This window comes from Amycolatopsis sp. cmx-4-54, assembly GCF_046548895.1.
Taxonomy (GTDB): Bacteria; Actinomycetota; Actinomycetes; order Mycobacteriales; family Pseudonocardiaceae; genus Amycolatopsis.
Window position 1 is genome coordinate 1 of sequence record NZ_JAEBEJ010000025.1, and the last position, 23,199, is coordinate 23,199.

Sequence of the window (23,199 nt, forward strand, 5' to 3'; positions counted from 1 at the left end):
CTGGTTGCGAAAGCCACTTTCGCAACGTTGAAGGTTGCGAAAGTGGCTTTCGCAACCCCGCCAGTCCGGCGCATGGCCCCGCGCGCGTGACCTACTTGCCCTTTTCGGCCCGCATCTCGTGCCACTTCGCGTACATGTCGTTGAGTTCCTTGATCATGAAGCTCAGGAAGTCCCTCATCTCGGCGACCCGCTCACCCGCCGGCGTGCCCGCGCCCAGCGCCGAAACGCCCTCGTCCGCCGCGTCGCGCCACATGGAGATCATGCGGTCGCGTTTCATGAAGGTGGCGTACCAGAGGTCGTCGAAGAGCCGGTAGTGGTCGCGGCGCGAGCCGGGCTCGCGTTCCTTGGCGACCAGACCGATCTGTTCCAGGTACCGCACGGCCCCCGAGATCGCGGCGGGGCTCACCGAAAGCTGGTCGGCCAGCTCGGCCGCGGTGAGACGGCCGGCGTCGGTGGTCATCAGCGCGGCGAACACCCTGGCGGGCATCCGCTGCATCCCGATCTGGGAGAGCGTGAGGCCCAGGTGCTCCACGTAACGGCGGACGGCGTCCTCGTCTCTCTGGGTGCTCGAAGCACTCTCAGGCGTCGTCGTCATGGATACATCCTCTCCTACGTCCCCCAGAGTGATCACACCATCCATATGTTTTCTTAACTTCACAACTTCGTGAAATCACTGTACCTTCAGCTTCATGGAAAACGCCATCTCCGTCTCCGGCCTTCACAAATCCTTCGGCCGGACCAAGGCTTTGGACGGTCTCGACCTGCAGGTACCCGTCGGGGAGGTGCACGGTTTCCTCGGCCCGAACGGCGCGGGGAAGTCGACCACCGTCCGGGTCCTGCTCGGTCTGCTCCACGCGGACTCGGGCGACGTCCGCCTGCTCGGCGGCGACCCCTGGAAGGACGCGGCGAGCCTGCACCGGCGCCTCGCCTACGTCCCCGGCGACGTGAACCTCTGGCCCAACCTGTCCGGCGGTGAGGTGATCGATCTGCTGGGGCGGCTGCGGGGCGGGCTCGATCAGCGGCGCCGCAAGGACCTGATCGAGCGGTTCGACCTCGACCCCAGGAAGAAGGGGCGCACCTACTCCAAGGGCAACCGGCAGAAGGTCGCGATCGTGGCCGCGCTGGCCTCGCACGTGGACCTGCTGATCCTGGACGAGCCGACCTCCGGCCTCGACCCGCTGATGGAGGCCACCTTCCAGTACGCCATCCAGGAGGAACGCGAGCAGGGCCGCACGGTGCTGCTGTCGAGCCACATCCTCGCCGAGGTCGAGGCGCTCTGCGACAAGGTCAGCATCATCCGCAACGGGCACACCGTCGAGACCGGCACTCTGGCCGAGCTCCGGCACTTCACCAGGACGTCGATTTCCGCCGAGCTCGCCGGCCCGCCGAACGGGCTGACCAGGCTGGAGAACATCCACGACCTCAAGGTCGAGGGCAATCGGGTCCGCTTCGACGTCGAGACCCGCTCCCTCGACGACGCGCTGCGTCAGCTCACGCAGGTCGGCGTTCGCAGCCTGACCAGCCAGCCGCCGACGCTCGAAGAGCTCTTCCTCCGTCACTACACCACCGAAGCGAGCGCGAAATGACCGCGACGCTGGACCGTCCCGCGGCCTCGGGTGCCGCGCACGGACTCGTCGGCACCTGGCATCTGACCAGGCTGGCGCTGCGGCGGGACCGGATCGTCCTGCCGATCTGGATCGTCCTGCTCGGGATCATGCCGTCGACGTCCTCGGGGACGTTCGAAACGCTGTACCCGACGGCAGCCGAACGGGCCGGGCTCACCGCGAGCATGGGCGCGAACCCGTCGCTTTCGCTGATCTACGGCCCGGCCTTCGACCTCTCGACCGCGGGCGGGTTCACCGCGTGGCGGCTCGGCGGGTTCCTCGCCCTGATCGTCGGGCTGATGGCGGTCTTCACCGTGACCCGGCACACCCGCGCCGAGGAGGACTCCGGCCGCGCGGAACTGCTGGCCTCCGCGGTGGTCGGCCGCTACGCGCTGCTGACCGCGGGCGTGCTGGTGTCCGCCGGCGCGAGTGTCCTCATCGGACTCGTCGAGACCGGGCTGATGATCGGCGCGAAGCTGCCCGCCGGCGGCTCTCTCGCGCTCGGCGCCGCCACCACGGTGACCGGGCTGGTCTTCACGGCGATCGCAACCGTGGCCGTCCAGGTCGCCGAGTATTCGAGGACGGCCAACGGGATCGGCGCCACCGCCGTCGGGGTCGCGTTCCTGCTGCGCGCCGTCGGCGACTCGACCTCGGACGCGACCTGGGTCTCCTGGCTCTCGCCGATCGGGTGGGCGCAACAGGTCCGGCCGTTCGCCGACGAGCGCTGGTGGGTCTTCCTGCTGCCGCTGGCCGCGACCGTGGTCGTCGGCGCCGCCGGGTACGCGCTGCTCCCGCGGCGTGACGTCGGTACCGGCATCGTCCCTCCGCGTCCCGGGCCCGCCGAGGCCGCGGCGTCACTGCGGAGCCCGTTCGCGCTGGCGTGGCGGCTGCACCGGGGTCCGTTGATCGGCTGGCTGATCGGCACGGCGGTCTGCGCCGCGGTGTTCGGCTCCGTGGCGAGCGGGATCGGCGATGTCGTCGGGGAAAGCCAGCAGGCTAAGGAGATCTTCCAGCGACTGGGCGGCACGGACGGGCTGATCGACGCCTTCATGGCGGCGATGGCCGGCCTGTTCGCCATGGTCATCGCGCTCTACGGCGTGCAGTCCGCGGCGCGGCTCCGCGCCGAGGAGACCGCGGTGCGGGTCGAGCCGCTGCTCGCGACGAGCGTGGGCAGGATGCGGCTGCTGGGAAGCCATCTCGTGTTCACGTTCGGCGGCACGGCGCTGATGATGGTGGTCAGTGGTGTCCTTTTAGGACTTTCGAACGGGATGCGGGCCGGTAGTGTCTCGGACTCGGTCGGGGACATGGTGGTCGCTTCGCTGGCGCAGCTTCCGGCGGTGTGGGTGATCACCGGCCTCGCCGTGACGCTCTTCGGTCTGGCGCCGAAGCTTTCGACGGCGGCGTGGGCGATCGCCGGGCTGGCGTTGCTGCTCAGCCTGTTCGGCCCGGTGCTGAACCTGCCGCAGGCGGTCGTGGACGCCTCACCGTTCTCGCACGTTCCGAAGCTGCCCGCCGCGGAGTTCACCGCGACACCGCTGGTCTGGCTGACCGGGGTCGCCGTGGTCGCGCTCGTGGCCGGGCTCATGGGCTGGCGGCGTCGTGACGTCGGTTAGGACACGGCCTAGCCACCGGGGATGACCGTGGAGGCCGTTCATCGGGGGCGGCCTTCACGGTCCTTGCCGTACTTCGCCGCCGGGCGTCACGACCAGCTTCGCGACCGGCACACCGCCTCCGCACGCTTCGTTCACCGGATAGGCGATCGCCGGGGTCACGTCGAGGACTTGGGGCTTTCCGTCGTCGAGGGTCACCGTGGTCCGGACCGGCGTGGTCGGCAGGCCCTGGGTCGGGATGAAGACATGCACGCCGCCGGGCGCGGACTCGGTCACGCAGGCACCGGCCCAGCACAGCTCCAGCGACACACGGGTGACACCGGCGGCCACTTCCGGCGAGATCTCGAGGGATATCCCCTCCGACAGGCCGATGGCCGAGCAGGCCGTTTCGCCGGGATGGCACGCGGTCAAGGTCGCGAGCAAGAACACGAAAACGGGTAGCCGCCGCATACCCGGACAGACGGCGCGAGGGGCCGCTCGGGTTGCCTCAGTCGCTCCGGAACCCCGTGGTCGTCGACGGCGGCAGCTCCGTCGAGGTGGGCGAAGGTGTCACGGTCCGGGTCACCGTGCGCGGCGCCGGCGTCCTGGTGCGGGTGACGACGAGCGGTTCCGGGGAGCTGCCCGGCACGGTGACCGTGACCGGCCCGACCGAACGCGAGGTCGTGGTCGGCGAAGGGGTCGTGCCGACTTCGTGGACGCGGCGCTGTGGCTCGCGGCCGGCCACCAGGAGGGCGGCGATGAGCAGCCCGATCGCGAGGCCGGCGATGGCCGCGACCGTGACGGAACCGGTGGTGGGACCTTGACTCGACATCCGGCACCCCCCCGCCATGCGACGCGCAGGTACGAGGACTTCTCGTATCGATCTTACGTTTTGTTACGTTGCGTGCGCAATCCGTCGACAACGATCCGCACGAGATGGCGTTCCTCGAGCGAATACCGTTCGGCGGCAAGGCATCCGGCGATCAGGGCGCGCAGGTCGTCGCCGTCGATGTCCTCGCGGACCGCGCCCGCGGCCTGCGCCCGGGTCAGCAGCGCTTGCGACGCCGCCCGGAAGTCGTGGCCCGCGCTCGCTTTGAACCCCAGCCCGGTCGTCTCGGCGAGCGCGTCGCAGAGTGCCCGGTTGCGCGACGCCTGCTGGACGACACGTTTGAAGAAGCCGAAGAACGCTTCACCGGGGTCTTCGGCGGCCAGCAGTGCGCGTGCTTCCCCCGCGAACTGTTCGAGCAGGTCCACGACGACGGCCTGGAAGAGCGCTTCCTTGCTGGGGAAATGCCGGTAGACGGTGCCCGCGCCGACACCGGCGATGCGGGCGATCTCGTCGAGGGGGACGGCGAGGCCGTCGACGGCGAAGGCCTCTTCGGCGGCCGCGAGCACCTTCGCTCGGTTGCGGCGCGCGTCGGCGCGCAGCACGGGCTTGTCCACTGTTCCCCTCCTCGACCGGGTCCGGCGTTCCGATTCAACGCCGGCGGTGACGAGGGCATTCCGGGCTCACCGCACCGCGGTCTGCGTGCCCTCCGGCGGGAAGAACCCCTGGACCGTGGTGAACAGGTACTCCCAGACCCCGGGGATCAGCACCACCGCGGCGACCGCGAACACCGGGAAGATCAGCCGGTTCTCCACGTGCTTGCCGGTGCGGAACCGCAGCACCTTCGGCGGCCGGATCTCGTACCAGGTCTCGCCCGCGATCGGGATCGGGAACAGGAACGGGCAACCGGACTCGGTCAGCGCGTCACCGAGGCAGTGCACGAAACACCCGGCCGCGACGGCGATGCCGAGCCAGCCGGAGATCTCCGCGAGTTGCGCCGCTTTGTCCGGCGGGGCGGTCCACACCCACCAGCCGACCGCGGCGCCGCTGACCGGCAGGAGCCAGTCGCCGAGCGCGCCTTCGGCGAGCAGCAGGCCGAGGACGACGACACCGAACACCGCCCACGGTCCGCCTTCGGTGGTGCCCCAGGAGGTCAGGAAGCCGAGACCGACGGCGAACAGCACGGTGTGCGAGAGGTGCCGGTGCTTACCGGTGACCTTCTCGTCCCGAGGCCCCTTGGTCAGCGCGTAGAGCGCCGCCGAAACCCGGCGGAGCAGCCAGGAGAGCGCGCCGGTGAACCAGCCGAGCAGCTTCGACGCGCGGGCGCCCGGGTGGTCGAGGTCGGGCAGGAGGGCGAATCCGGCCGTGGTCGCGGCGAACACGACCGCTTGGTGCACCGTGCCCGCCCCGACGACGGGTGCGAGCGCGAGCCCCGCGCACCAGCCGGTCAGGGCATGCGTCCGCCCCATCATCGTGCTGCCCCCAGGTGTCGCGGATCACGAGCCCACGACCGTAACGGGGGATCAGGCGGGGGGCTCCTCCGACACGCTGAGGTGCTCGGCGACGCCGGTGAGCTCGATCACCCGGCTCACCTGAGGGCTGGGCACGAGTTCGAGTTCGACGGCCTTTTCGGCGGCCTGACGCTGCGCCTGGAGCACCACGTTCAGCGCCGAGGAGTCGAAGAACGTCACCCCGGTCAGGTCGGCGACCACCCGACCGGAAGGTTTGTCGGTGATCAGGGCCCCGAGGGTCTCCTGAAGCTGCGGGCTCGTCAGCAGGTCGAGCTCACCGGTGACCACCACACGCGGTTCAGACGCGTCGGCGTCCAGCGTGATGCTGAAACCGGGCGGCGTGGTGTTCTGGTCCGCTGCGGGCATGCACATTCTCCTCATCAGGTGAGAACCGACGCTCAGCGCCGGAACGCGCCTGTGGTCTCAAGCGACGGCCGCGCCCAGTCCGGACACGGACGCACGCTCTTCTTCGGCGGGTAGGCGTGGCTGTCCCCGCAACGACAGTCCCAACCCTAACCCAGTACGGACGGGGCGCCACGATCGCCGTCTCGCGCGTCGCCGACCGGTGCCCGGGACGCGCTCAATGCGCGGTCAAGGCCTTGCGCTCGGCGCGGCGCTCGCGGAGGAACAACTCGCGGCGCTCGATCTCGCCAAGCCCACCCCAGATGCCGTACGGCTCCTGCACCGACAGGGCGTGCTTGCGGCACTGGGCCAGCACGGGACAGGTCTGGCAGATGGCCTTCGCCCGCGACTCGCGCCGCTCGCGAGCCGAACCGCGCTCGTTGTCCGTGTGGAAGAACAAGCTGCTGTCGGCGCCTCGGCACGACCCACGGAGCTGCCAATCCCACTCTTCCGCCACCACGTTCGGCAGCCGGCTCACGTCAGCCATGTCGGTCCCCGCCTTCCCAGGAGATCGTTTGTCGCCGGTTACATGCCCGCCCCCTGCGCGGCTCAAACGTGGGTTTGGTTTGCTCACACCCAGGGCATCTGACCGATCGGCAGCGCAGCTCGAGAGAGGAACACACGTGGTGGACAACACCCCGCCCAGCGGGGAGGGCGCTCAACTCATCGAGGTACGCACGGCCGCGGTACCGCACGTGGTACCGACCCTCCGGACGATCGTCGCGGACATCGCGATGCGTCAGGACTTCGACCTGGACGCGGTCGAGGATCTCCGGATGGCGGTGGACGAGGCCTGCTCCATGCTGCTCCCCTCGGCCGCCGATGGGCGCCTGACCTGCGTTTTCTCGTGGAAGGACGGGCGGATCGAGGTGACCGTCTCGGTGTTCTCGGACTCCCCGGAACCCGACGACGAGACCGGTCTGTCCTGGCAACTGCTCACCGCGCTGGCGACGTCCGCGCGGCGGAGTGTCACCCCGGCCGACGGCGGCTACCTGTCCAGGGTGGAGCTCATCCGGGAGAGCGAGGCGGCCCGGCCGTGACCGAACCCGTCGAGAAAGACGGCGCGAACGTCCCGGCCCTGTTCGAGCGCATGTGCGCGCTGCCACAGGACTCCCCCGAGCGTGAGACGCTGCGGGACGAGTTGGTACGCGCGCACCTCGAACTCGCGCGCAACCTGGCGCGCAAGTTCCGCAACCGGGACGAGTCGATGGAGGATCTGGTCCAGATCGCGACGATCGGGCTGATCCACGCCGTCGACCGGTTCGACCCGGGCCAGGGCAGCGACTTCCTGGCCTTCGCGGTCCCCACCATCTCCGGTGAACTGCGCCACCACTTCCGGGACAACAGCTGGTCGGTGCGCGTGCCGCGGCGGCTCAAGGAGCTGAACGCCAACATCTCCGCCGTGCGCGAGGAGCTGACGGTCCGGCTCTCCCGCGCGCCGAAGCCCAGTGAGATCGCCGCCCATCTCGGCGTCCCGATCGACGAGGTCTACGAGGGGCTCCGCGCCGGCCAGGGCCGGTACGGCACGTCGCTGGACAACCTCCTGGAGAACTCGGCGCACACCCGCTTCGGCGAGGCCGACGCAAATCTGAGCCAGGCGGAGCTGCGCGAGGCGCTGCGGCCGATGCTGGAACGGCTGCCCGACCGTGAGCGCAAGATCGTCGCGCTGCGGTTCGGGTCCGGGATGAGCCAGTCGGATATCGCCCGCCGGGTCGGTGTTTCCCAGATGCAGGTGTCGAGGTTGCTGGCCGCCACGCTCAAGAAGATGAGAGAAGGACTGACCGAGACAGAACTCACGGACGGGGTCTGATTCGACCTCGGCCCTTGTGGGTACCAGGGAGGCGAACAGCGGATCTGGGAGTCTCTCGTGAGGGGAGGTGCGGAACCATGACGATGTCCAAGACCCGATCGGAGGGCTCGTTGCCGGTGGTCTCCCTCCCCTTGCCGGTCGATGTGACGGCGCCGGCCGTGGCGCGGCAGGCGGTGCGGGCGACTCTGGCGGGCTTCGGCCTCGACGGCCCAGAGGTCGACGACGTTCTCCTGGCGACATCCGAGCTGGTCACGAACGCCTTCGAGCACGGCGAGAAGCCGGACCGGCTCGAAGTCGAATACTCCGACGGCAGGCTCACCCTGCGAGTCTTCGATTCCGGGTCGGGGCGGCCGAAGCTGAAGGAGCCGGCGCCGATGGCGGCGCGCAGCCGCGGTCTTCAGCTGGTGCACGCGTTGTCCGACGACTGGGGTCACGAGCTCTGTTCCGGCGGCAAGTACGTCTGGGCCGTGTTCAGTCTTTACCGGGCCGACGCTCCAGCTTGAGCGCGGCGTCCGTCTCGGCGATGCGCTCCCGGAGCGATTTCCGCTCCAAGGCCTCGACGGCGGCGACCAGCACCTCCCTGAGCGGGTACGGCAGTTCGGCTTCCAACTGCGCGGCCGCGGCGCTGGTCGCCGCCCACTCGGCTTCGAGCGTCGGCATCAGCCGGCGTGTCTTCTCGGTCAGCGAAACGATCCTCTGCCGGGCGTCGGTGCCGGGCCGGAGCGAGACGAGGTCCTGCCGGGCCATTTGCGCGATCGTCTGGCTGGCCGCGGAATGGGTTACGCCGACTTCGGCGGCGAGGTCGCGGATGGGCAGCGGCCCGTGCGTGACGATCGCGCGGACGAACGGCGTGAACCGCGGGCGGTAGTCGCCCAGCCCGATGTCCTCGAAGAACGCGGCGACGTCCGCTTCGGTCACGTCGAGGACGTGCCTGAGCAAAGTGCCCATCCCTCGTTCGCGCGGCGGCCTCCCCACCAGCGGATCATAACGACATAATCGCCGGATGACGCCCGAAGAGCTGCTGACGACCACCCGGACCGTCCGCAAACGACTGGACCTGACCCGGCCGGTGCCTCTCGAACTGGTCAAACACGCCCTGCAGGTGGCGTTGCAGGCGCCGAGCGGATCGAACACGCAGCGCTGGCACTGGCTCGTGATCACCGATCCCGGGCAGCGGGCCGAGCTCGGGAAGCTGTACCAGCGGGCGTGCCGCGAGTACCTGGATTCCCCGCACGCGGCCGGGAAACTGTTCGCGGACGACCCCCAGCGGTCGCAGGTGCAGAAGCGCGTCGGCTCCAGTGTCGAGTACCTGGCCGACAAGATGGGCGAGGTGCCCGTGCACGTCATCCCGTGCCTGGAGACGAGCGGTGCCGAGCTGCCCGCCGGCAACCAGGCCGGGCTGTGGGGCAACCTGCTGCCCGCGGTGTGGAGCTACATGCTCGCGGCGCGGGCCGTCACGCTCGGCACGGCGTGGACGACGCTGCACCTCGCGTACGAGAAGGAGGCCGCGGAGATCCTCGGCCTGCCGGACAACGTGCACCAGGCCGCGCTCATCCCGACGGCGTTCTACACCGGTGACACCTTCAAGCCCGCCGCGCGTCAGCCGCTCGAAGAGGTCATGCGGCTGGACCGCTGGTAAAGCGCCCTTGGCGACTTGTTGAGGGGTAAGGCCGAGGAAGCGTGTTGCGAACTCACTCAACCGGCGCCGAGGTAGGACTCCAGCCGGTCCGCCAGTTCCTTGGGGTGACTCAAGGGCACGGAGTGGGAGCCGTCGATCTCGTCGGGCGCGAAACCGAGCCTGTCCTGGACGACCCGGCGCTGGAACTCGGGCGGGAAGAAGCGGTCTTCACGCCCGATGAGCACCTTCGTCGGGACGTCCGGCCACTCGTCCAGCGGCCACGGCTGTCCCCATTCGGCGCTGACCTGGTTCCGGCCGTGCGAGCCCGCCTCCGCGACGATGTCCGCGGGGACGCCGTTGTAGAACTTCTCCTCGTCGGTGAGGTCCTTCGCGTCCTCGAAACCCGTGTTGCCCCACCAGTCCCCCGGTGTCTCGCCCGGTTTCGGGATCATCGGGGTCAGCAGCACGAGCAGCCGCGCCGGAATTTTCGCGGCGACGATCGGCGCGGTGAAGCCGCCGTAGGAATGGCCCAGCACCACCAGTTCCTCGCGGTCGCCGATCGCGTTCACGACGGCGTCGACGTGTTCCGGGAAGCCGGCCTTCTCGTCGTCGATCGGCAGGTTCACCGCGACGACGTCGTGCCCGCGGCCGGTCAGCTCCGCCTCGAGGAGGTGGAAGTCCCAGGCGCTGCCGCCACCGCCGTGGATCAGTACGAAGGTCGCCATCGCCCCAGCCAACCCGAAACCGGGCGGATCAGCAACGACCGAGCATGTCGCCGAGCGCGCTCTTCTCGGCGGTGGTGATCGTGAGGCCGTAGTAGTGCTTCACGGTGATCCAGTCGGTGGCGTAGGTGCACCAGAACGAGACGAGCGGCGGCTTCCACTGGTCCGGCGCCTTGTCGCTCTTCTCCTGGTTGACGTTGTCGGTGACGGCGAACAGCTGCGGCCGGGTCAGGTCGTTCGCGAACTGGCGCCGTTTCTCGTCGGTCCACGACTTCGCGCCGCTGACCCAGCTCTGCGCGAGCGGGACCATGTGGTCGATGTCGATGTCGGTCGGCTTCGTCCAGGTCTCGCCGTCGTAGATGCTCGTCCAGCTGCCGGAGGTCGGGGCGCAGTCGGAACCGGCCTGCACGTCCTTGCCGTCGCGTTTGAGCACGAACTCGCGGGTGTTGCAGTTGTTCCCCTGGTTGTCCCAGTGCGGGTACTTCTTGCGGTCGTAGCCGTCCATCGACCCGCGCGGCGCGACGGTGAGTTCGTCCAGCTGCTTGCGCGCGTCGGCGGCGCTCGCGGGGTTGGCGGGCTTCGGCTGCAACGCGTCGCCCTTGCCGCTCACGAACCAGAAGACCGCCAGTACGACGGCGGCGAGGGTGATCAACAGGAGCAACCGCTGAGCGGTGGTCATCTGGCTGGTACGCGTGGCCACCGCGCGATTCCTCTCGACGGGGGTTGGGGAGCGCCAAGTATCGCCGCGGCCGCCGGGAAACCGGGTGCGACACGGCGATGACACCCGGTAGTTGTTGTCACATCCGGGCCTTGAGCGGCGACTACCCCAGGGACGCTGCCGGAAGGAGCGGGCTTGTGGGCGCCGAAAAACGTAAGTGGAACACCCGGGTCGACGACTATCTGAACCGGAAGGCCGCGGAGCGCGGGCACGTGATCGCCATGGCGCGTATGGGATCCACCGCGTTGGAGCGCGGCGATCTCGACGAGGCGGAGGCGTGGTTCCGGAAGGCCGCCGAGGGCGGGGACAGGGTCGCGATGGGCAACCTGGCGCATCTCCTGACCGAGCGCGGCGTGCCGGAACAGGCCGAACGCTGGTACCGCGAAGCCGCGACCGCCGGTGATTCGCATGCCATGTCGCATCTGGGAAATCTCTGCGCGCGACGAGGGGATTCCGGCGCCGCCGAGGACTGGTGGCGGCGGGCCGCCGAAGAGGGCCGCGTCGAGGCGATGGCGGAACTGGCGCGTGCGCTGCACCGGCGCGGCGAACTCCAGGAGGCCGAGTACTGGGCGGGCGGGGCCGCGGAGGCGGGCAACGTCGAAGGGATGATCACGCTCGGCGCCGTGCTCTGCGACACCGGCCGGACGGCTGAAGCGGATTCCTGGTGGCGCAAGGCGAGCGAAGAGGCCGACGCGACGTCACTGATCAAACTCGGCCGACAGGCTCAACAACGGAACGATCTCGCGCGCGCCGAAAGCTGCTACCACGCGGCCGCGGCCGCCGGCGCCCCCGACGCCGCCGTCCGCCTCGGCCTGGTGCTGCACCGGCGCGGCGAACTCGACGCCGCCGAACGCTGGTACCTCAAGGCCGCCAAACGGGGCGACGCCGCCGCGATGACGAACCTGGGTGTGCTCGCCAACGACCGGAACGATCCCGGCGAGGCCACCGCCTGGTACCGGAAGGCCGCGGAACTCGGCAGTGTCCCCGCGTACACCAACCTCGGCAGGCTCGCCGCCGACCACGGGAACTTCCAGGAGGCCGAGCACTGGTTCCGCGCGGCCGCCGACACCGGCGACCAGGCGGGACTGCGGGATCTTGAGGAGCTTTACCGCAACCGTCAGCGGTACTAGGCCTGCCAATTCCGCATCGCCGCGAACCCCTCGCGCAGCCGCTGGAGTTTGCGGCTGCGGTACGGGTCCTCGCCGTCGTCGAGCCGCCACCGCTCCTCGACGCCGGCGCGGAACACCGCGAGCCCCTCGAAACCGAGGCCCGCGGTGAAGTCCGCGATGTTCACGTCGAGGCGGCCCGAACCGTCGAGGTCCAGCCGCAGCAGCCACTCCGCGAGTTCCTTGGGCTCCGGCGGCGAATCGGCGCAGGCCTCCGCGTACAACGCGAGCGCCCCCGACACCTCGGAGCCGAGCGCGCCGAAGGAGTCCTCGACGAAGTCCAGCGCCTCCACCACCAGCTCGATGACGCGGCACAACAGCGGCCCGTCCATGAGTTCCCTGGCGGTGGCGAGCACCTCGCGCACCTTCTCGGTGTACGCGACCGTGCCCTGGAAACCGACGAAACCGCGCAACCGCAACGTTCCCTCGACGTGCCGCCGCAACGCGTCGAGGTCGCCGCGGCCCGCGTTCAGCGAAAGTTTGCGGAACAGGACGGGGTCCTCGTTGGCGTGCCCGACGAGCAGTTCGATCAGCTCGGCGCGGTCCAGGGTCTCGACGTACCCGCGGATGTCGGCCGCGCCGCCGTCCGCCACGCCCTCCAGGACCAGCAACCCGACGGCCACGCAATGCTTGCAGAAGAAGCCGTCCGCCGCGTGCGGGCAGGAGCACTCGCCGACCAGCTCGCCGTCGGCGTTGCGCAACCGGACCGTGTACCGGTCGGTGCCGCTGACCACCGCCGTGACCCCGCCCGCGACGTCGTCCAGCGTCTCGACCGACTCCAGGTACTTGGCGCCGCGCGCGAAGGAGACGTCACCGGCCTGCCTGCGGAGTTCGTCCTCGCTGAACCACGTCACCGGCCTATTCTGCGCCTTGGCCCGGCGGCCCGAGGAACAACCCGCCGCTCGCCTCGATGACCTGCCCGGTCACCCAGCGGGCGTCGTCGGAGGCGAGGAAGGCGACGACGTCCGCGATGTCCTCCGCGGTGCCGAGCCTGCCGTGCGCGGTGAGGGTTTCGATGGCGGCCTCCAGCTCCGGCGTGAAGATCGCGCCGTTGTCCGCCGTCCTGGTCGCGCCCGGCGCTACGACGTTGACCGTGATCCCGCGCGGCCCGAGCTGGTGGGCGAGCGTGCGGCTCATCGTCTCGAGCGCGCCCTTGGTCATCGCGAAGGACGTCTGGGCGGGGTTGGCCATCCTGGTGGCGACCGACGAGACGTTGACGATGCGGCCGCCGTCGTTCAGCGGTGCTCGCTGGATGAGGAAGTACGGTGCCTTCACGTTCACCGCCATCAGGCGATCGAAGCTCTCGGGCGTGTCCGTCCCGATCGGGCCCGCCGGTTGGGCGGCCGCGTTGTTGACCAGGATGTCCAGGCTGTCGATGCCGTCGAGGGCTTTGTCGATTCCCTCCATGGTCGACAAGTCGGCCTGGCTGCTGTCTTGCCGCAGGACGGTTATGCCGTCCTTCTCGAGCCTCCGCGCGATCGCCGCCCCGATCCCCCGCGAGGCGCCCGTCACCAATGCCGTCTTCATCGCTCACCCCAGATGTTAGTGACTAACACTTTGATAGTGTCTACCACGTGAGCCTTCGAGACCGCCAGCGCGCCGAGACCCGGCTCCTTCTGCAGGAGCACGCGATCCGCCTCTTCACCGACGTCGGCTACGACGCGACCACCGTCGCCGACGTCGCCGCGGCCGCCGGGGTCTCGGCGATGACGGTCTACCGGCACTTCCCGACGAAGGAGGACCTGGTCCTCTACGACGAATACGACCCTGTGACCGCTTCCGCTGTCACTACCGAGCCCCCTGGCCCGTTGCCTGCGCGGATCGGGCGCGCGCTGGAGACGACCGCGGCTTTGGGGTCTTCGCGGGAGAAGGCGTTCCTGCTGGCGCGGCTACGGCTGATGATCTCGGTGTCGGCGCTGCGGGCTCGGCACCTGGACAGCCAGTACGCGACCGCTGATGCGATCGTGACTGCTCTCTGTGGCCCTTCGCCTTCGCCGGACGAAGAGTTTCAGGTGCGGGCTACGGCTATGGCATGTCTTGGCGCCGCCCACGTTGCACTGGTGCGGTGGGCGGAGACGGACGGGGAGGCGGATCTGGCGGGGTTGATCCGGGAGGCGCTGACCAGCGTCTTTGAGGCTACCTAGCCTCGCGCGTCCAGTCACACCAACGCACCACGCCCCCCCGCGATAGCTAACCCGGCCTGCAACCTCGCCGTGTCTGAGGCCTGATTGTCAGAGTTGCGTAGTACTGTCGAACCCATGTTCGAGGGCACTTACCACAGCTGCGACCGCAGCTGGCAGCGGTTCGTGCTCCCACACGCGTACCACAAGCCAACCAGCTTCCTGGAGCGCCACCGTCACAAGCCGGTCGCGGTCCATATTGCGGCGCAGCTTCGGGGTCCAGTACCACTCATTGGACGTAGGCTCCCTCCCATGCTCGGGACATACGTGCCAGAAGCAGCCGTCAACGAAGACTGCGACCTTCCGTGCCGTGAAGACGACGTCCGGGCGAACCTTGACCCCGCCTTCAAGGACCAGCCGAAGGTCCTTGCGGTATCTGTAACCAAGGCGATGCAGCGCCTTACGGAGAGCAACCTCAGGTTTGGTATCCGCTCGCCTGTTGGCCTGCATGTTGCGGGACCGACCAAGACTCGCAGGCGCCGGGTAGGTGCCTTTGGCGTGCGCCTTGGCCCGAACTACTTCGCGATCATCTCGAGACACGACCGCCGATCTCCATCCCTTCATCGACCTCGCACCGCCATGAGGAAAGATACTCCAACGACAGCGATCCAGCCTGCATCACCGCGGAAGGTAACCGAGCATGCCTGAGGAGAAGCCCAACTTCACCGTCGTAGAGATCTGCGCCGGCGCGGGCGGCCAGGCCTTGGGCCTCCATCAGGCGGGGTTCCGGCATCAACTCGCCGTTGAGCTAGACGAAAACGCGGTCAGAACTCTCACCTACAACTTCGCCAAGCTGGCCGAAGAAGAAGCGGCCGAGCAAGCAAAAGCCGCCGACAAAGAATTTGTCCCTCGATTCAAGTTCGAGGGGGATCGAGTTCTCGATTTCACCAGCGGCAAGGAAGTAGACCCCCAAAAAATAGGCGTCAGCCACGGAGATGTAGCGGATACCGAGAGTACCTGGAATCCCGATGAACACGTCGGAGTCGATCTTCTCGCAGGAGGCGTTCCCTGCCCTCCATTCACCATCGCAGGTAAACAGCTCGGCGCAAATGACGAACGCGACTTATTCGCATGGGCAGTGCAGCTCGTAAAGACCATAAAGCCCCGCGCACTATTGCTTGAAAACGTACGAGGACTGAGCCTTCCTCGGTTCGCCGGCTATCGCCAGCATGTAATTGACTTTCTCACCGAGGAAAAATATGTCGCCGAATGGAGGCTTCTTCATGCCTCAGATTTTGGCGTCCCCCAACTCCGCCCACGCTTTATCCTGGTTGCACTCAAAGAAGAGGACGCGCAGTTCTTCAGGTGGCCTGTACCAACAGCAGAGGCTCCGCCAACCGTGGGCGAATCCCTGTTGACTCTCATGAAGAAGAATAGCTGGAAGGGCGCAGAAGAATGGGCAGCCGTCGCCAATAAGATCGCTCCTACAGTAGTGGGCGGCTCGAAGAAACACGGCGGCGCAGATCTTGGCCCAACAAGAGCCAAAGAAGCGTGGCGACATCTTGGGGTTGACGCACTCGGACTCGCCAACGATGCACCCGCCCCTGACGACGAGTACGACTACAAGACCGAACGAGGCCCGAAACTGACGGTTGACATGGTAGCTCGCCTTCAAGGCTTTCCCAGCAACAATGAATGGCGCATCACAGGAAAGAAGACTTCAAGGTATCGACAGGTCGGAAACGCCTTTCCGCCTCCAATGGCGCGAGCTATCGGCGAGGCTATAATTAAAGCTTTTAACACCAGCGAAGGTGAGACTTTCACCCGAGAGCCGATTGAACATGACCTCGTGTACAAGGCTCTTCGCAATGCGGGCGGCGAGCCGGTAAAGGCCGAAGATCTTCAAAAGCTCGACCCTGACTACGCTGAAATTTCAAGGTTAGAATACAAAATTGGCTTGCTAAGTCGAGATTTTGAGATTAAAACAACCGAAGGCAAGAACGGCGTCACCTACGCACTCGGTGACTTCAAGGCATTCGTGGGACAAGAAGATCACAGCAGGCACGAAAGTTTCATCAAGAATCGAGCTAAGATTAGCTAGATTTCATTAGTCGCATAGTAAGCCCGGCCGCACCAGTCGTTGCTCTCAACAAGTGCAGCCAGGCGATCCATTTGGCGACCACTAGCTCGTTCCCATATGAAGCAGCAGGGCTTGAATATCTTCCGCGTCTAGCCCGCCAGCGACAGGCGACTCCTCCTGGAGATCAGAGAGCTGCATCACAGATGGATCATCGAGGATCTTTCCCATGAAGTCGAGCTTTTGTCCCAACCGAAGGGCTACAACTTCATCGATCGTGTCGCGTACCGCAAGAACTGTGACTCTTGTTTCAGTATCCGGCTGAAGTCCAAGTCGGTGAATTCGGTCGAGACTCTGCATAAAACGGCCAGCCATGAAGTCACGGTCGACATAAATAGCATCATGGCAAACCTGATGCAAGCTGATACCTTCACCCAGTGTTGCCGGATTAGACAACAGAACCATGCATTCAGAATCCTCACGAAAGCGGCGCAACTGTTCGTCACGGTCTAAAGTTCCACCGTGCACGACGGCCGGATTGAAGTTTCGAAGAAGGCTCTCCAACGTTGACAGACTACGAACAAAAGTGGTCCAAATAAGAGTCTTTCTGCCTTTGCCGGCGTTAGCAGCAACGATCGCGGCCGCCTCTTTGTATTTTGGAGACAGTTCATAGCTGGGAAGGCTCTTCAGTAAAGAATGGAGCGAGTCGAACTGCGGAATATCCAATGGCGGCAGCTTGTATTCAAGAGGTTCATAGCGGCTTTCACCTTCAAGCAGAAGAGCCGGGCTTGTCGCGGCCATCAGCAACCTGAGCGCGGTCTTGCCAAGAGCGCTAAGGTCATCACGGGCTGCCTGGCCAACGATGCCGCCTACCAGCGAGTCATAGATCTCCTTGTGCAGCGGGGGCATGTCGACGAAACTGACTTTAGGCTCAACGGGAGGGAGCCCAAGCTCGTTCTTGGTCGTCCGTGTAAATAGGGGACGCAAGGCGGAACTGGCGTACGCGAGATCTCCGCCTGCCACAGCGGTTGCAACAGCTCGATGACCATGCCCTGGCCAGGCGAAGGCCAGCAGGCTTTCGAGGTCTTTTACTCCGTTAGGTGCAGGAGTTCCTGTTAGTATTAACCTTCGGCGCGCCAGCGGTCCGAGAGCCATACACGCCGCACCATACGCACCTCGTACACCCAGCTTCATCCGGTGCGCTTCATCGAGAATGATCATCGAAGGCTCCGCCTGCAGCCACGCAGCGAGCATTCCTCGAGAGCGTTCTAGCCGTTCATAGTTAATGATCAGAACCTCGGCCCATTCATCTCGAGAACGGTCCAGAATATTCGTACGCAAAGGACTCCGAAAGCACGCGCCGGTTTCAAACTGCCATGATTCGTAAGCCGACTTCGGGCAAACAACCAAAAGTCGACTTACTTCACCTTTCTCCTTCTGGGCAGAATAGACAGCTAGGGCCACACGCGTCTTTCCTGCGCCAGGGACACTGAAGTTTGCCCCATGTTGCAGTGACAGCAGCTTCGCAATGTCTCGTTTCTGAAACTCGCGCAAATCCCCGTGCCAGTTGGTACCGAGAAGGTCCGGCACGTCACCGATCTCAGTTTCGCCTGGCTGCGGAGAGCCTTTTAGGCGGGCTTGGACCGTCGCCGTGTCCTCTAGGTTACCCCGGACAAGACTGGCGAGAGCCGGCTCCCACTCAACGCCGGTAGGGTCAGGCCACGAGCTGATCGCAGTCAGCCGCAGCAGCAGGTCTTCAAGAGCTACAGCGATTGATAATGGCCCCAGCTGCGCGCCGGTTTGAAACCGTGCAGCAAGCTGCACCAGATCTCCGCGATACTTCTCCGTGGTCCGTAGAACTACCTTGGTGCGGGATTCGTCAAATCCAAGATACAGAGTCTTGTCACTCAGTGGGCCGGTCATGAAGTCCCTTCGGCCGCTCCCGCAGCATCCAAGAGCCATGCCACGCCATCACCTGGTTGTGAGATACCTCGCCCTGCCTGGTGCGCGAGCTTTTTAATGCTGTCTCTCAGCCTTATCACTGCTTCGTCGAAAGCTTCCTCATCTAGCGTCCTAGACGCACGAGCCTGTACAAGTTCGACCACACACTGCTCGATGTCAGCGCAGGCGTCCGCAAGGCGTGCCGGCGCTTGCTGTTTGCGCTTCCTCACACGCATTTCTCGACCAGCTGTGTCGAGGGCGTCCTCAAAGGCAGATTTAGCCTCCTCGAAGACCTTCTTGGCTTTTATTCTCTCGTCGTCTGACACGACGGACACTGAGGAGGCTTTGCTTCGAGCCTTCGCTTTGAGTAGTTGATCGGTGAGCCCTCGAGCGGCGGCGACCGCTGCGGAAGCTCCTGGGATCGTCACGCCGAGACCCGGTACAGCAACAGCGTTGCCCTCTTCAGTTGCTGTCTCCAGCGAGGCCGGCAACTCTCCCAGATAAGTGTCCCGAAATCCGCCGTCCTCGATGAACCTGATGTCCGTCTTAGAAAAGTCCAGGATGATCGCCGACATCCTGGTTTCCTTAAAAATCTCGGCGCGATCGGGATCGGCTGAACTCAACGCCTTATATGCTCGGTGAAGTTCCTTTAGCTTCTCTTGCTGGTCTTCAAAATCCACCATTCGCAGGGCAGAGGATCCTTCTTTGCTGCGCGCAATCTGATCCCGCACCACACTAAGGATCCATCGATCCTGCTCGTAGGTTGCCACCCGAATGCGAAATTCCTTCGCGATTTCCTCTGGCGTTCTTCCCCACGCCGCCTGCTCTTCCATGGCTAACAGGCGGTTGATATATGAATACTCTCGCCGATGATCATCGCGAAGCTGCAGGGAAAGCTCTACCGCATTGATGTCAGACCAAGTAAAAGACTCAGGAAGGACGCCGACCCTCATCGACTGCGCACCCGCTTCCCTAAGTGCCGCAGCGCGCGTATTTCCGTTTACGAGGATTCCGTGAGAAGTGATCAAACCCGGATCGGTTTGGCCAAATTCTTTAAGGTCTTCTTTTAGCTTATCGAAATCCGGATCCCTTCTCTCCGGATTTGATGGCTCCGCTTGAAGCAAGAACTTCAGGTAATCTTGAGCTTCGTCACCGTACGGGTCATAATCCAGCTTTTTATCTCGCTCCGGATCATGAGACCGCTGAGCCCTGATCCGGTGAGTCGCAGGATTAAAGTAGAGTCCGCTGAGCGGTAGATCAACGACGTCTACATGCAGCGGCTGCTTATTCCATTCAACTGTCACGGTTTCCCGCGCCCGGCTCGAACCGCGGGCTTCTTCCAGCCTCTTCTTGATCAGCCGTGCGAACTCGGCAGCCTCAGCCGGCAGTGGATAGTCTTGAAGCATCAATTGCTCCTTCTCAATGGCCGTCCTCAGTGGTGGCCTGCCTCACAAGCTGCCGGGATTCTTCCGGCAAGGTCCGGTAGATACCCCAGAGCTTTTCAAGCCCGCTGAGCTTACGCCCATCAGCTTCGATCCATTTGGCGAAGATCTGCCGCTCCAATGGAGCAAGTGACTCCACGACGGCGAGGACATTCGGCAGATCGACCTGATGACCTCGACGGCCAACTCGGCAACGATTACATTCGGTTACCAACTGTACCTCTGCAGTGCCATCAGGTAGCTGGACTTTACGACGTGCAACGTCGAGCTGCGCCGACGTGACACCGTCCTCTCCGTAGAGGTCACCGCCAGCGATGCCACAGGACCGACAGAGGAAGTTGTCAGCAAGCATGATCTTGCTTCGTTGAGCCGCAGTCAGACCCGCGTTTCGGCTAACTTTGGCCTGCCCTGGGATCCACACCTCCCGGCCACGCTTCACGTAGCGCTGCTCCTCCTGTTTCAGCGACGGATCCTCCCGGCGAGTGTCGATCTGCCATCCGTAGTCCCGGAGATCGCGAAGGCGACGATCAATCTGACTGACGTCCGGGAATGCCTCACGTAGTCGCGTCTTGGTGAAGATCTCACCCTCGCCTACTTCGGACTCCAGCCATAGTGCCCCTCGAACCATGGTTCCTCGCGACGTATCGCGCCACGACGGAAGTGTCATGAGCTACCCCTCTCACACATCAATTCATCTCACTGGGCGACCAGGCGTCGTCCTGTGGCCTCCACTCCACACCCGGGGCGCAGCAAAAAGCTAGTGAAACATCATCTTGCGCCATAGACTGGCAAAATGTTGCCCTGTCGCAATTCGGGCGGCCGAAGCAGCTTGACCGGCGAGGGAGGCGGGCCAGGATGCCAGCACGGGGACAGCTGAAGGACGCCGACCAGCACCTTTCAGCGGAATGGCGAGAGCTCGTCGACATACTCAGGGGCTTGTGCGGCCAACTGACCACCCCTCGGCGTGGTCCCACTCTCGACGACGTCTCTGTTCGCATGAAGGCTCGCAACTACCCAATCCGCGGCGACGCCATCTCGCGGTACCTCAGAGGTAAGCGATTTCCGCCGTGGGGTTTCGCATCGCTCCTGCACACTCTGGCCTGCGAGGATGTCGGTAGTGCGACTGTTTCATTGTCGATCCAGGAGCTCCGGAGCTGGTACGTCAAGGCCTCTGCTGCCCGCAAGCCCAAGACGTGTGCCCACTGCCTAAAGCACCATCGAACAGCTCAGTCCTTGCGCCAGCAGGTCGCAGAACTACTGAAAGCGAACGAGCAGCTCGAAGCTGCCACGTATTCTGCTGCACCCTTGGCAAGACACCTGCCGGTCACCACTCAGCAAGGGGACCGGCAGGGGAACGAACTCGGAACCCTGTCGGCACCGTCAATCGCGACGGAGTCAGTGCGCTTGCTGGCAAGTGGTCAAGCCGAGGCCGCGCTGACCCTGGTGCGGGAGATCCCGAGCCGACTGTCTACCTCAGAGGGTGCAGCGTCTTTGGCGATGCTTCGCCGGCAACGCGAGGATCTCCTCGCAGAGACATTGATCCAGTTCTACGGCCGCGATCCGGATCCGAAGCAAGCCATGCGGTTCGTTATCGAGCTGCAGGATTCAGGCTTAGCCGAAGATGCGAGGTCCGTATTGCTCGCCGCGGTTAGCTGAGGCCACTCCACAAAGCACAGACAAAAAGGCCCTCCCGCGAACGGGAGGGCCTTAGTGCTGTCTCAACCAGACGTGCGCCCGAAGGGATTCGAACCCCTGACCTTCTGATCCGTAGTCAGATGCTCTATCCAGCTGAGCTACGGGCGCTTGTTCAGTTATCAATCTAGCACCTGCCGGAACAGGTACCAGCGGAGGCTCCGGGATTTGAACCCGGGAGGGGGGGTTACCCCCAACCGCATTAGCAGTGCGGCGCCATAGACCAGACTAGGCGAAGCCTCCCAGGCCCAACGACCACTGCTCAAATAGGTTACACACCCCGCGGACCCCCTGGGAAGGCACCCCCCTTAGACGCGTTGCAGGGCTCTGAGCAGGCGATATGGGCGTCCGCCGAGCCCTTCGGCTTCGAAGACGGCGACGGCGACTCGGGCGAGGTCGCGGGCCGCGGGGTAGGCGAGGTAGCGCGGGATCCAGCGGGGCTGGAACTTCGCGTTGAAGCGGTAGAGGGTCTCGATCTGGATCCAGCGTGAGAAGAATCGCAATGTCCGGGCGGACAGGCGGGCGACGGGGCCGGCGCCGATGCGTTGCCCTTGTTCCAGGACGGCCCGGAAGGCGGCGAAGTTCAGGGAGACGTGCTGGGCGGGGGTCGTCAGAAGTAGCTCCGAGATCATCAGTTCGTTGACGCCGTTGTCGGCGGTGCGGTCGCGGCGCATGACGTCCAGCGAGAGGCCCTTCTCGCCCCACGGGACGAACTGGAGGATGCCGCGCGCACGTCCGTCGTGTTCGGCGGTCACCAGGATCGAGCCGGGATCGCCCATGCGGCCGAGCGCCATCGAGAAACCACGTTCCGTGTCGGTGCCGCGCCAGGTGGCGGCGAGGGTGCGGAGTTCGTCCAGCTCGGCGAGAGACAGGTCTTCGGCTTTACGGATGCGCGCGGTGTAGCCGGCGCGCTTCGTGCGTGAGACGGCTTGGCGGACTCCGCGCATGACGCGGCCTTCGAGGGTGAAGGTGTCGGTGTCGACGACGGCCTCGTCGCCGATCTCCAGCACTTCAAGCCCGAAGCGTGCCCAGACGGTGGCGCCCAGTTCCGAGCAGCCCATGGCCGCCGGGGTCCAGGCATACCTTCGGCAGACGTCCAGGTACTCCTCGATCGCGCCGGGCCACGCTTCCGGGTCACCGAGAGGGTCCGCCGAGCACAGCGCGACCCCGGCGATCACCCGATAGGTCACCGCGGCCTTGCCCGACTTCGAGAAGACCACGAACTTGTCCCGGCGCAGGGCGAAGTATCCCAGCGAGTCCCGCTCCCCCAGCAGCCCGCGGAGCCGCTCGACCTCGTCGTCGGTCAGCTCCGGCGCGGGTTCGGCCGAGCGGAGCAGGAAGTACGCCGCCAGCAGGACCGCGCCGATCCCGAACAGCAGGCCGACAGCGGCCGACAGGTCTTCCAGCCACAGCGCGGGAAACACCACTGGACCGCTCACGCCGATCAGGGCCAGCGTCGACTGCGCCAGCCGATCACCGACACCCGCGTGGACCGGCGCGACCGACAGCAGCACGAAGTTGATCGCGACCCCGGCGACCGTCAGTTGCAGGAAGACCCGGACCGCGCGCCACCGGCCGGTGACCGGATCGGGAAGCGCGATGAAGTGGCGCCGCGTCGCGATCAGGGCGATCAGCAGCGCGAGCGACACGAGACCCGCACCGAGGGCGTGCCGCAGCCCGAGGTGCGACACGGTCAGCAACGCGGCGGTGGCGACCGCCAACTGCCAGGCCCGGCGTTTGCGCCGCTTGAGACCGGTGGCGAGCAACATCAGCAGCACACCGGTCACCAGCGCGACCGTCGCCGCGCCGACCGTGGCCTCGTGCGGCAGTTCCAGCCATTCGGCGACGTGTCCGCGCAGGGTGCGCCGCCCGGCCGGGACCAGCACCGAGACCAGGGCCAGCAGTCCGGCCAGCCGCGTCACCCAGGTGATCACCGCCACCGAGGTGGCACCCGCCACCCG

General features: G+C 65.6%; 27 protein-coding genes and 2 tRNA genes. 10 read left to right on the forward strand and 19 right to left on the reverse strand.

Annotated features, from left to right (window positions below; all coding sequences use genetic code 11):
- Positions 1-91 precede the first annotated feature (91 nt).
- Positions 92-595, reverse strand: coding sequence for a GbsR/MarR family transcriptional regulator (locus tag ACLJQ7_RS42170; protein ID WP_410653796.1), 504 nt, complete (start codon positions 593-595; stop codon positions 92-94).
- A 94-nt stretch (positions 596-689) separates the two neighbouring features.
- Between ACLJQ7_RS42170 and ACLJQ7_RS42175 the strand changes: the two genes are divergently transcribed.
- Both ACLJQ7_RS42175 and ACLJQ7_RS42180 read left to right on the forward strand, forming a co-directional pair.
- Positions 690-1,586 (forward strand): ATP-binding cassette domain-containing protein, encoded by an 897-nt coding sequence (locus tag ACLJQ7_RS42175; protein ID WP_410653797.1) that lies wholly within the window; start codon positions 690-692, stop codon positions 1,584-1,586.
- Positions 1,583-3,217, forward strand: a complete 1,635-nt coding sequence (locus ACLJQ7_RS42180; RefSeq protein ID WP_410653798.1) for an ABC transporter permease — start codon at positions 1,583-1,585, stop codon at positions 3,215-3,217. The genes ACLJQ7_RS42175 and ACLJQ7_RS42180 overlap by 4 nt, the downstream gene beginning before the upstream one ends.
- A 54-nt stretch (positions 3,218-3,271) precedes the next feature.
- Here ACLJQ7_RS42180 and ACLJQ7_RS42185 read toward each other — a convergent pair whose 3' ends face one another.
- From ACLJQ7_RS42185 to ACLJQ7_RS42210, 6 genes are all read right to left on the reverse strand, one after another.
- Complete coding sequence (locus ACLJQ7_RS42185; RefSeq protein ID WP_410653799.1) at positions 3,272-3,664, reverse strand: hypothetical protein; 393 nt, start codon at positions 3,662-3,664, stop codon at positions 3,272-3,274.
- Between the two features lie 37 nt (positions 3,665-3,701).
- Positions 3,702-4,025, reverse strand: coding sequence for a hypothetical protein (locus ACLJQ7_RS42190; protein WP_410653800.1), 324 nt, complete (start codon positions 4,023-4,025; stop codon positions 3,702-3,704).
- Between the two features lie 53 nt (positions 4,026-4,078).
- The gene (locus ACLJQ7_RS42195) at positions 4,079-4,636 is read right to left on the reverse strand and encodes a TetR/AcrR family transcriptional regulator (RefSeq protein WP_410653801.1); all 558 of its coding nucleotides are present in this window, start codon (positions 4,634-4,636) and stop codon (positions 4,079-4,081) included.
- Positions 4,637-4,702: 66 nt separating this feature from the next.
- Positions 4,703-5,488, reverse strand: coding sequence for a metal-dependent hydrolase (locus ACLJQ7_RS42200; protein ID WP_410653827.1), 786 nt, complete (start codon positions 5,486-5,488; stop codon positions 4,703-4,705).
- A gap of 54 nt (positions 5,489-5,542) precedes the next feature.
- Positions 5,543-5,896, reverse strand: a complete 354-nt coding sequence (locus ACLJQ7_RS42205; protein WP_016330770.1) for an STAS domain-containing protein — start codon at positions 5,894-5,896, stop codon at positions 5,543-5,545.
- A 214-nt stretch (positions 5,897-6,110) separates the two neighbouring features.
- The gene (locus ACLJQ7_RS42210) at positions 6,111-6,419 is read right to left on the reverse strand and encodes a WhiB family transcriptional regulator (protein WP_034319872.1); all 309 of its coding nucleotides are present in this window, start codon (positions 6,417-6,419) and stop codon (positions 6,111-6,113) included.
- Positions 6,420-6,555: 136 nt separating this feature from the next.
- On the opposite strand from ACLJQ7_RS42210, the gene ACLJQ7_RS42215 reads away from it, so the two are divergent.
- The 3 genes from ACLJQ7_RS42215 to ACLJQ7_RS42225 all read left to right on the forward strand — a co-directional run bounded on the left by ACLJQ7_RS42215 (position 6,556) and on the right by ACLJQ7_RS42225 (position 8,245).
- On the forward strand, positions 6,556-6,972 hold the full coding sequence (locus ACLJQ7_RS42215) for an anti-sigma factor (protein WP_410653802.1): 417 nt from the start codon (positions 6,556-6,558) through the stop codon (positions 6,970-6,972).
- The gene (locus ACLJQ7_RS42220; protein ID WP_410653803.1) at positions 6,969-7,742 is read left to right on the forward strand and encodes a SigB/SigF/SigG family RNA polymerase sigma factor; all 774 of its coding nucleotides are present in this window, start codon (positions 6,969-6,971) and stop codon (positions 7,740-7,742) included. The genes ACLJQ7_RS42215 and ACLJQ7_RS42220 overlap by 4 nt, the downstream gene beginning before the upstream one ends.
- Before the next feature lie 77 nt (positions 7,743-7,819).
- Entirely contained in the window at positions 7,820-8,245 is a 426-nt protein-coding gene (locus ACLJQ7_RS42225) for an ATP-binding protein (RefSeq protein WP_410653804.1), read from the forward strand.
- Here the strand turns inward: ACLJQ7_RS42225 and ACLJQ7_RS42230 are convergent.
- Positions 8,214-8,690: a MarR family transcriptional regulator gene (locus tag ACLJQ7_RS42230; RefSeq protein WP_410653805.1), complete on the reverse strand. Its 477-nt coding sequence runs from the start codon at positions 8,688-8,690 to the stop codon at positions 8,214-8,216. The two genes, ACLJQ7_RS42225 and ACLJQ7_RS42230, sit on opposite strands and share 32 nt — an antisense overlap.
- Positions 8,691-8,745: 55 nt before the next feature.
- Here ACLJQ7_RS42230 and ACLJQ7_RS42235 point away from each other — a divergent pair, with 55 nt between their 5' ends.
- A complete protein-coding gene (locus tag ACLJQ7_RS42235) occupies positions 8,746-9,381 on the forward strand; it encodes a nitroreductase family protein (protein WP_410653806.1) in 636 nt (211 codons plus the stop codon).
- 56 nt (positions 9,382-9,437) lie between these two features.
- On the opposite strand, the gene ACLJQ7_RS42240 is transcribed toward ACLJQ7_RS42235, so the two are convergent.
- Together ACLJQ7_RS42240 and ACLJQ7_RS42245 are read right to left on the reverse strand one after the other, a co-directional pair.
- Complete coding sequence (locus tag ACLJQ7_RS42240) at positions 9,438-10,085, reverse strand: alpha/beta fold hydrolase (RefSeq protein ID WP_410653807.1); 648 nt, start codon at positions 10,083-10,085, stop codon at positions 9,438-9,440.
- Positions 10,086-10,113: 28 nt separating this feature from the next.
- Complete coding sequence (locus tag ACLJQ7_RS42245; protein ID WP_410653808.1) at positions 10,114-10,782, reverse strand: HNH endonuclease family protein; 669 nt, start codon at positions 10,780-10,782, stop codon at positions 10,114-10,116.
- Positions 10,783-10,937: 155 nt separating this feature from the next.
- On the opposite strand from ACLJQ7_RS42245, the gene ACLJQ7_RS42250 reads away from it, so the two are divergent.
- Complete coding sequence (locus ACLJQ7_RS42250; protein ID WP_410653809.1) at positions 10,938-11,930, forward strand: tetratricopeptide repeat protein; 993 nt, start codon at positions 10,938-10,940, stop codon at positions 11,928-11,930.
- Here the strand turns inward: ACLJQ7_RS42250 and ACLJQ7_RS42255 are convergent.
- Both ACLJQ7_RS42255 and ACLJQ7_RS42260 read right to left on the reverse strand, forming a co-directional pair.
- A complete protein-coding gene (locus tag ACLJQ7_RS42255) occupies positions 11,927-12,820 on the reverse strand; it encodes an SWIM zinc finger domain-containing protein (RefSeq protein ID WP_410653810.1) in 894 nt (297 codons plus the stop codon). The genes ACLJQ7_RS42250 and ACLJQ7_RS42255 overlap by 4 nt on opposite strands.
- A gap of 4 nt (positions 12,821-12,824) precedes the next feature.
- Positions 12,825-13,493, reverse strand: a complete 669-nt coding sequence (locus ACLJQ7_RS42260) for an SDR family oxidoreductase (protein ID WP_410653811.1) — start codon at positions 13,491-13,493, stop codon at positions 12,825-12,827.
- Between the two features lie 47 nt (positions 13,494-13,540).
- Here ACLJQ7_RS42260 and ACLJQ7_RS42265 point away from each other — a divergent pair, with 47 nt between their 5' ends.
- Entirely contained in the window at positions 13,541-14,110 is a 570-nt protein-coding gene (locus ACLJQ7_RS42265) for a TetR/AcrR family transcriptional regulator (protein WP_410653812.1), read from the forward strand.
- A gap of 87 nt (positions 14,111-14,197) precedes the next feature.
- On the opposite strand, the gene ACLJQ7_RS42270 is transcribed toward ACLJQ7_RS42265, so the two are convergent.
- Entirely contained in the window at positions 14,198-14,710 is a 513-nt protein-coding gene (locus ACLJQ7_RS42270) for a very short patch repair endonuclease (protein WP_410653813.1), read from the reverse strand.
- 76 nt (positions 14,711-14,786) lie between these two features.
- Here ACLJQ7_RS42270 and ACLJQ7_RS42275 point away from each other — a divergent pair, with 76 nt between their 5' ends.
- The gene (locus tag ACLJQ7_RS42275) at positions 14,787-16,187 is read left to right on the forward strand and encodes a DNA cytosine methyltransferase (RefSeq protein ID WP_410653814.1); all 1,401 of its coding nucleotides are present in this window, start codon (positions 14,787-14,789) and stop codon (positions 16,185-16,187) included.
- Positions 16,188-16,268: 81 nt separating this feature from the next.
- On the opposite strand, the gene ACLJQ7_RS42280 is transcribed toward ACLJQ7_RS42275, so the two are convergent.
- From ACLJQ7_RS42280 to ACLJQ7_RS42290, 3 genes are read right to left on the reverse strand one after another with little or no spacing between them, the layout of a single operon-like run.
- Positions 16,269-18,086, reverse strand: coding sequence for a DEAD/DEAH box helicase (locus ACLJQ7_RS42280; protein WP_410653815.1), 1,818 nt, complete (start codon positions 18,084-18,086; stop codon positions 16,269-16,271).
- Entirely contained in the window at positions 18,083-19,510 is a 1,428-nt protein-coding gene (locus ACLJQ7_RS42285; RefSeq protein WP_410653816.1) for a transcriptional regulator, read from the reverse strand. The genes ACLJQ7_RS42280 and ACLJQ7_RS42285 overlap by 4 nt, the downstream gene beginning before the upstream one ends.
- 13 nt (positions 19,511-19,523) lie before the next feature.
- Positions 19,524-20,213: a hypothetical protein gene (locus ACLJQ7_RS42290; protein ID WP_410653817.1), complete on the reverse strand. Its 690-nt coding sequence runs from the start codon at positions 20,211-20,213 to the stop codon at positions 19,524-19,526.
- Between the two features lie 329 nt (positions 20,214-20,542).
- Here ACLJQ7_RS42290 and ACLJQ7_RS42295 point away from each other — a divergent pair, with 329 nt between their 5' ends.
- Positions 20,543-21,202 carry a hypothetical protein gene (locus ACLJQ7_RS42295; RefSeq protein ID WP_410653818.1) on the forward strand — a complete coding sequence of 220 codons (660 nt, stop codon included), beginning with the start codon at positions 20,543-20,545 and terminating at the stop codon, positions 21,200-21,202.
- A gap of 73 nt (positions 21,203-21,275) precedes the next feature.
- Here ACLJQ7_RS42295 and ACLJQ7_RS42300 read toward each other — a convergent pair.
- The 3 genes from ACLJQ7_RS42300 to ACLJQ7_RS42310 form a co-directional block, all read right to left on the reverse strand.
- Positions 21,276-21,349 (reverse strand) — tRNA-Arg (locus ACLJQ7_RS42300).
- A gap of 42 nt (positions 21,350-21,391) precedes the next feature.
- Positions 21,392-21,481 (reverse strand) — tRNA-Ser (locus ACLJQ7_RS42305).
- 65 nt (positions 21,482-21,546) lie between these two features.
- Positions 21,547-23,196 carry a phosphatidylglycerol lysyltransferase domain-containing protein gene (locus ACLJQ7_RS42310; protein WP_410653828.1) on the reverse strand — a complete coding sequence of 550 codons (1,650 nt, stop codon included), beginning with the start codon at positions 23,194-23,196 and terminating at the stop codon, positions 21,547-21,549.
- Between the last annotated feature and the right edge of the window lie 3 nt (positions 23,197-23,199).

What these genes read in the sequence shown, in the direction of transcription:
- ACLJQ7_RS42170 (WP_410653796.1), bottom strand. Translation starts at nt 595, where the DNA reads ATGACGACGACGCCTGAGAGTGCTTCGAGCACCCAGAGAGACGAGGAC.
- ACLJQ7_RS42175 (WP_410653797.1), top strand. Translation starts at nt 690, where the DNA reads ATGGAAAACGCCATCTCCGTCTCCGGCCTTCACAAATCCTTCGGCCGG.
- ACLJQ7_RS42180 (WP_410653798.1), top strand. Translation starts at nt 1,583, where the DNA reads ATGACCGCGACGCTGGACCGTCCCGCGGCCTCGGGTGCCGCGCACGGA.
- ACLJQ7_RS42185 (WP_410653799.1), bottom strand. Translation starts at nt 3,664, where the DNA reads ATGCGGCGGCTACCCGTTTTCGTGTTCTTGCTCGCGACCTTGACCGCG.
- ACLJQ7_RS42190 (WP_410653800.1), bottom strand. Translation starts at nt 4,025, where the DNA reads ATGTCGAGTCAAGGTCCCACCACCGGTTCCGTCACGGTCGCGGCCATC.
- ACLJQ7_RS42200 (WP_410653827.1), bottom strand. Translation starts at nt 5,488, where the DNA reads ATGGGGCGGACGCATGCCCTGACCGGCTGGTGCGCGGGGCTCGCGCTC.
- ACLJQ7_RS42205 (WP_016330770.1), bottom strand. Translation starts at nt 5,896, where the DNA reads ATGCCCGCAGCGGACCAGAACACCACGCCGCCCGGTTTCAGCATCACG.
- ACLJQ7_RS42210 (WP_034319872.1), bottom strand. Translation starts at nt 6,419, where the DNA reads ATGGCTGACGTGAGCCGGCTGCCGAACGTGGTGGCGGAAGAGTGGGAT.
- ACLJQ7_RS42225 (WP_410653804.1), top strand. Translation starts at nt 7,820, where the DNA reads ATGACGATGTCCAAGACCCGATCGGAGGGCTCGTTGCCGGTGGTCTCC.
- ACLJQ7_RS42230 (WP_410653805.1), bottom strand. Translation starts at nt 8,690, where the DNA reads ATGGGCACTTTGCTCAGGCACGTCCTCGACGTGACCGAAGCGGACGTC.
- ACLJQ7_RS42235 (WP_410653806.1), top strand. Translation starts at nt 8,746, where the DNA reads ATGACGCCCGAAGAGCTGCTGACGACCACCCGGACCGTCCGCAAACGA.
- ACLJQ7_RS42240 (WP_410653807.1), bottom strand. Translation starts at nt 10,085, where the DNA reads ATGGCGACCTTCGTACTGATCCACGGCGGTGGCGGCAGCGCCTGGGAC.
- ACLJQ7_RS42260 (WP_410653811.1), bottom strand. Translation starts at nt 13,493, where the DNA reads ATGAAGACGGCATTGGTGACGGGCGCCTCGCGGGGGATCGGGGCGGCG.
- ACLJQ7_RS42270 (WP_410653813.1), bottom strand. Translation starts at nt 14,710, where the DNA reads ATGAAGGGATGGAGATCGGCGGTCGTGTCTCGAGATGATCGCGAAGTA.
- ACLJQ7_RS42275 (WP_410653814.1), top strand. Translation starts at nt 14,787, where the DNA reads ATGCCTGAGGAGAAGCCCAACTTCACCGTCGTAGAGATCTGCGCCGGC.
- ACLJQ7_RS42280 (WP_410653815.1), bottom strand. Translation starts at nt 18,086, where the DNA reads ATGACCGGCCCACTGAGTGACAAGACTCTGTATCTTGGATTTGACGAA.
- ACLJQ7_RS42285 (WP_410653816.1), bottom strand. Translation starts at nt 19,510, where the DNA reads ATGCTTCAAGACTATCCACTGCCGGCTGAGGCTGCCGAGTTCGCACGG.
- ACLJQ7_RS42290 (WP_410653817.1), bottom strand. Translation starts at nt 20,213, where the DNA reads ATGACACTTCCGTCGTGGCGCGATACGTCGCGAGGAACCATGGTTCGA.
- ACLJQ7_RS42295 (WP_410653818.1), top strand. Translation starts at nt 20,543, where the DNA reads ATGAAGGCTCGCAACTACCCAATCCGCGGCGACGCCATCTCGCGGTAC.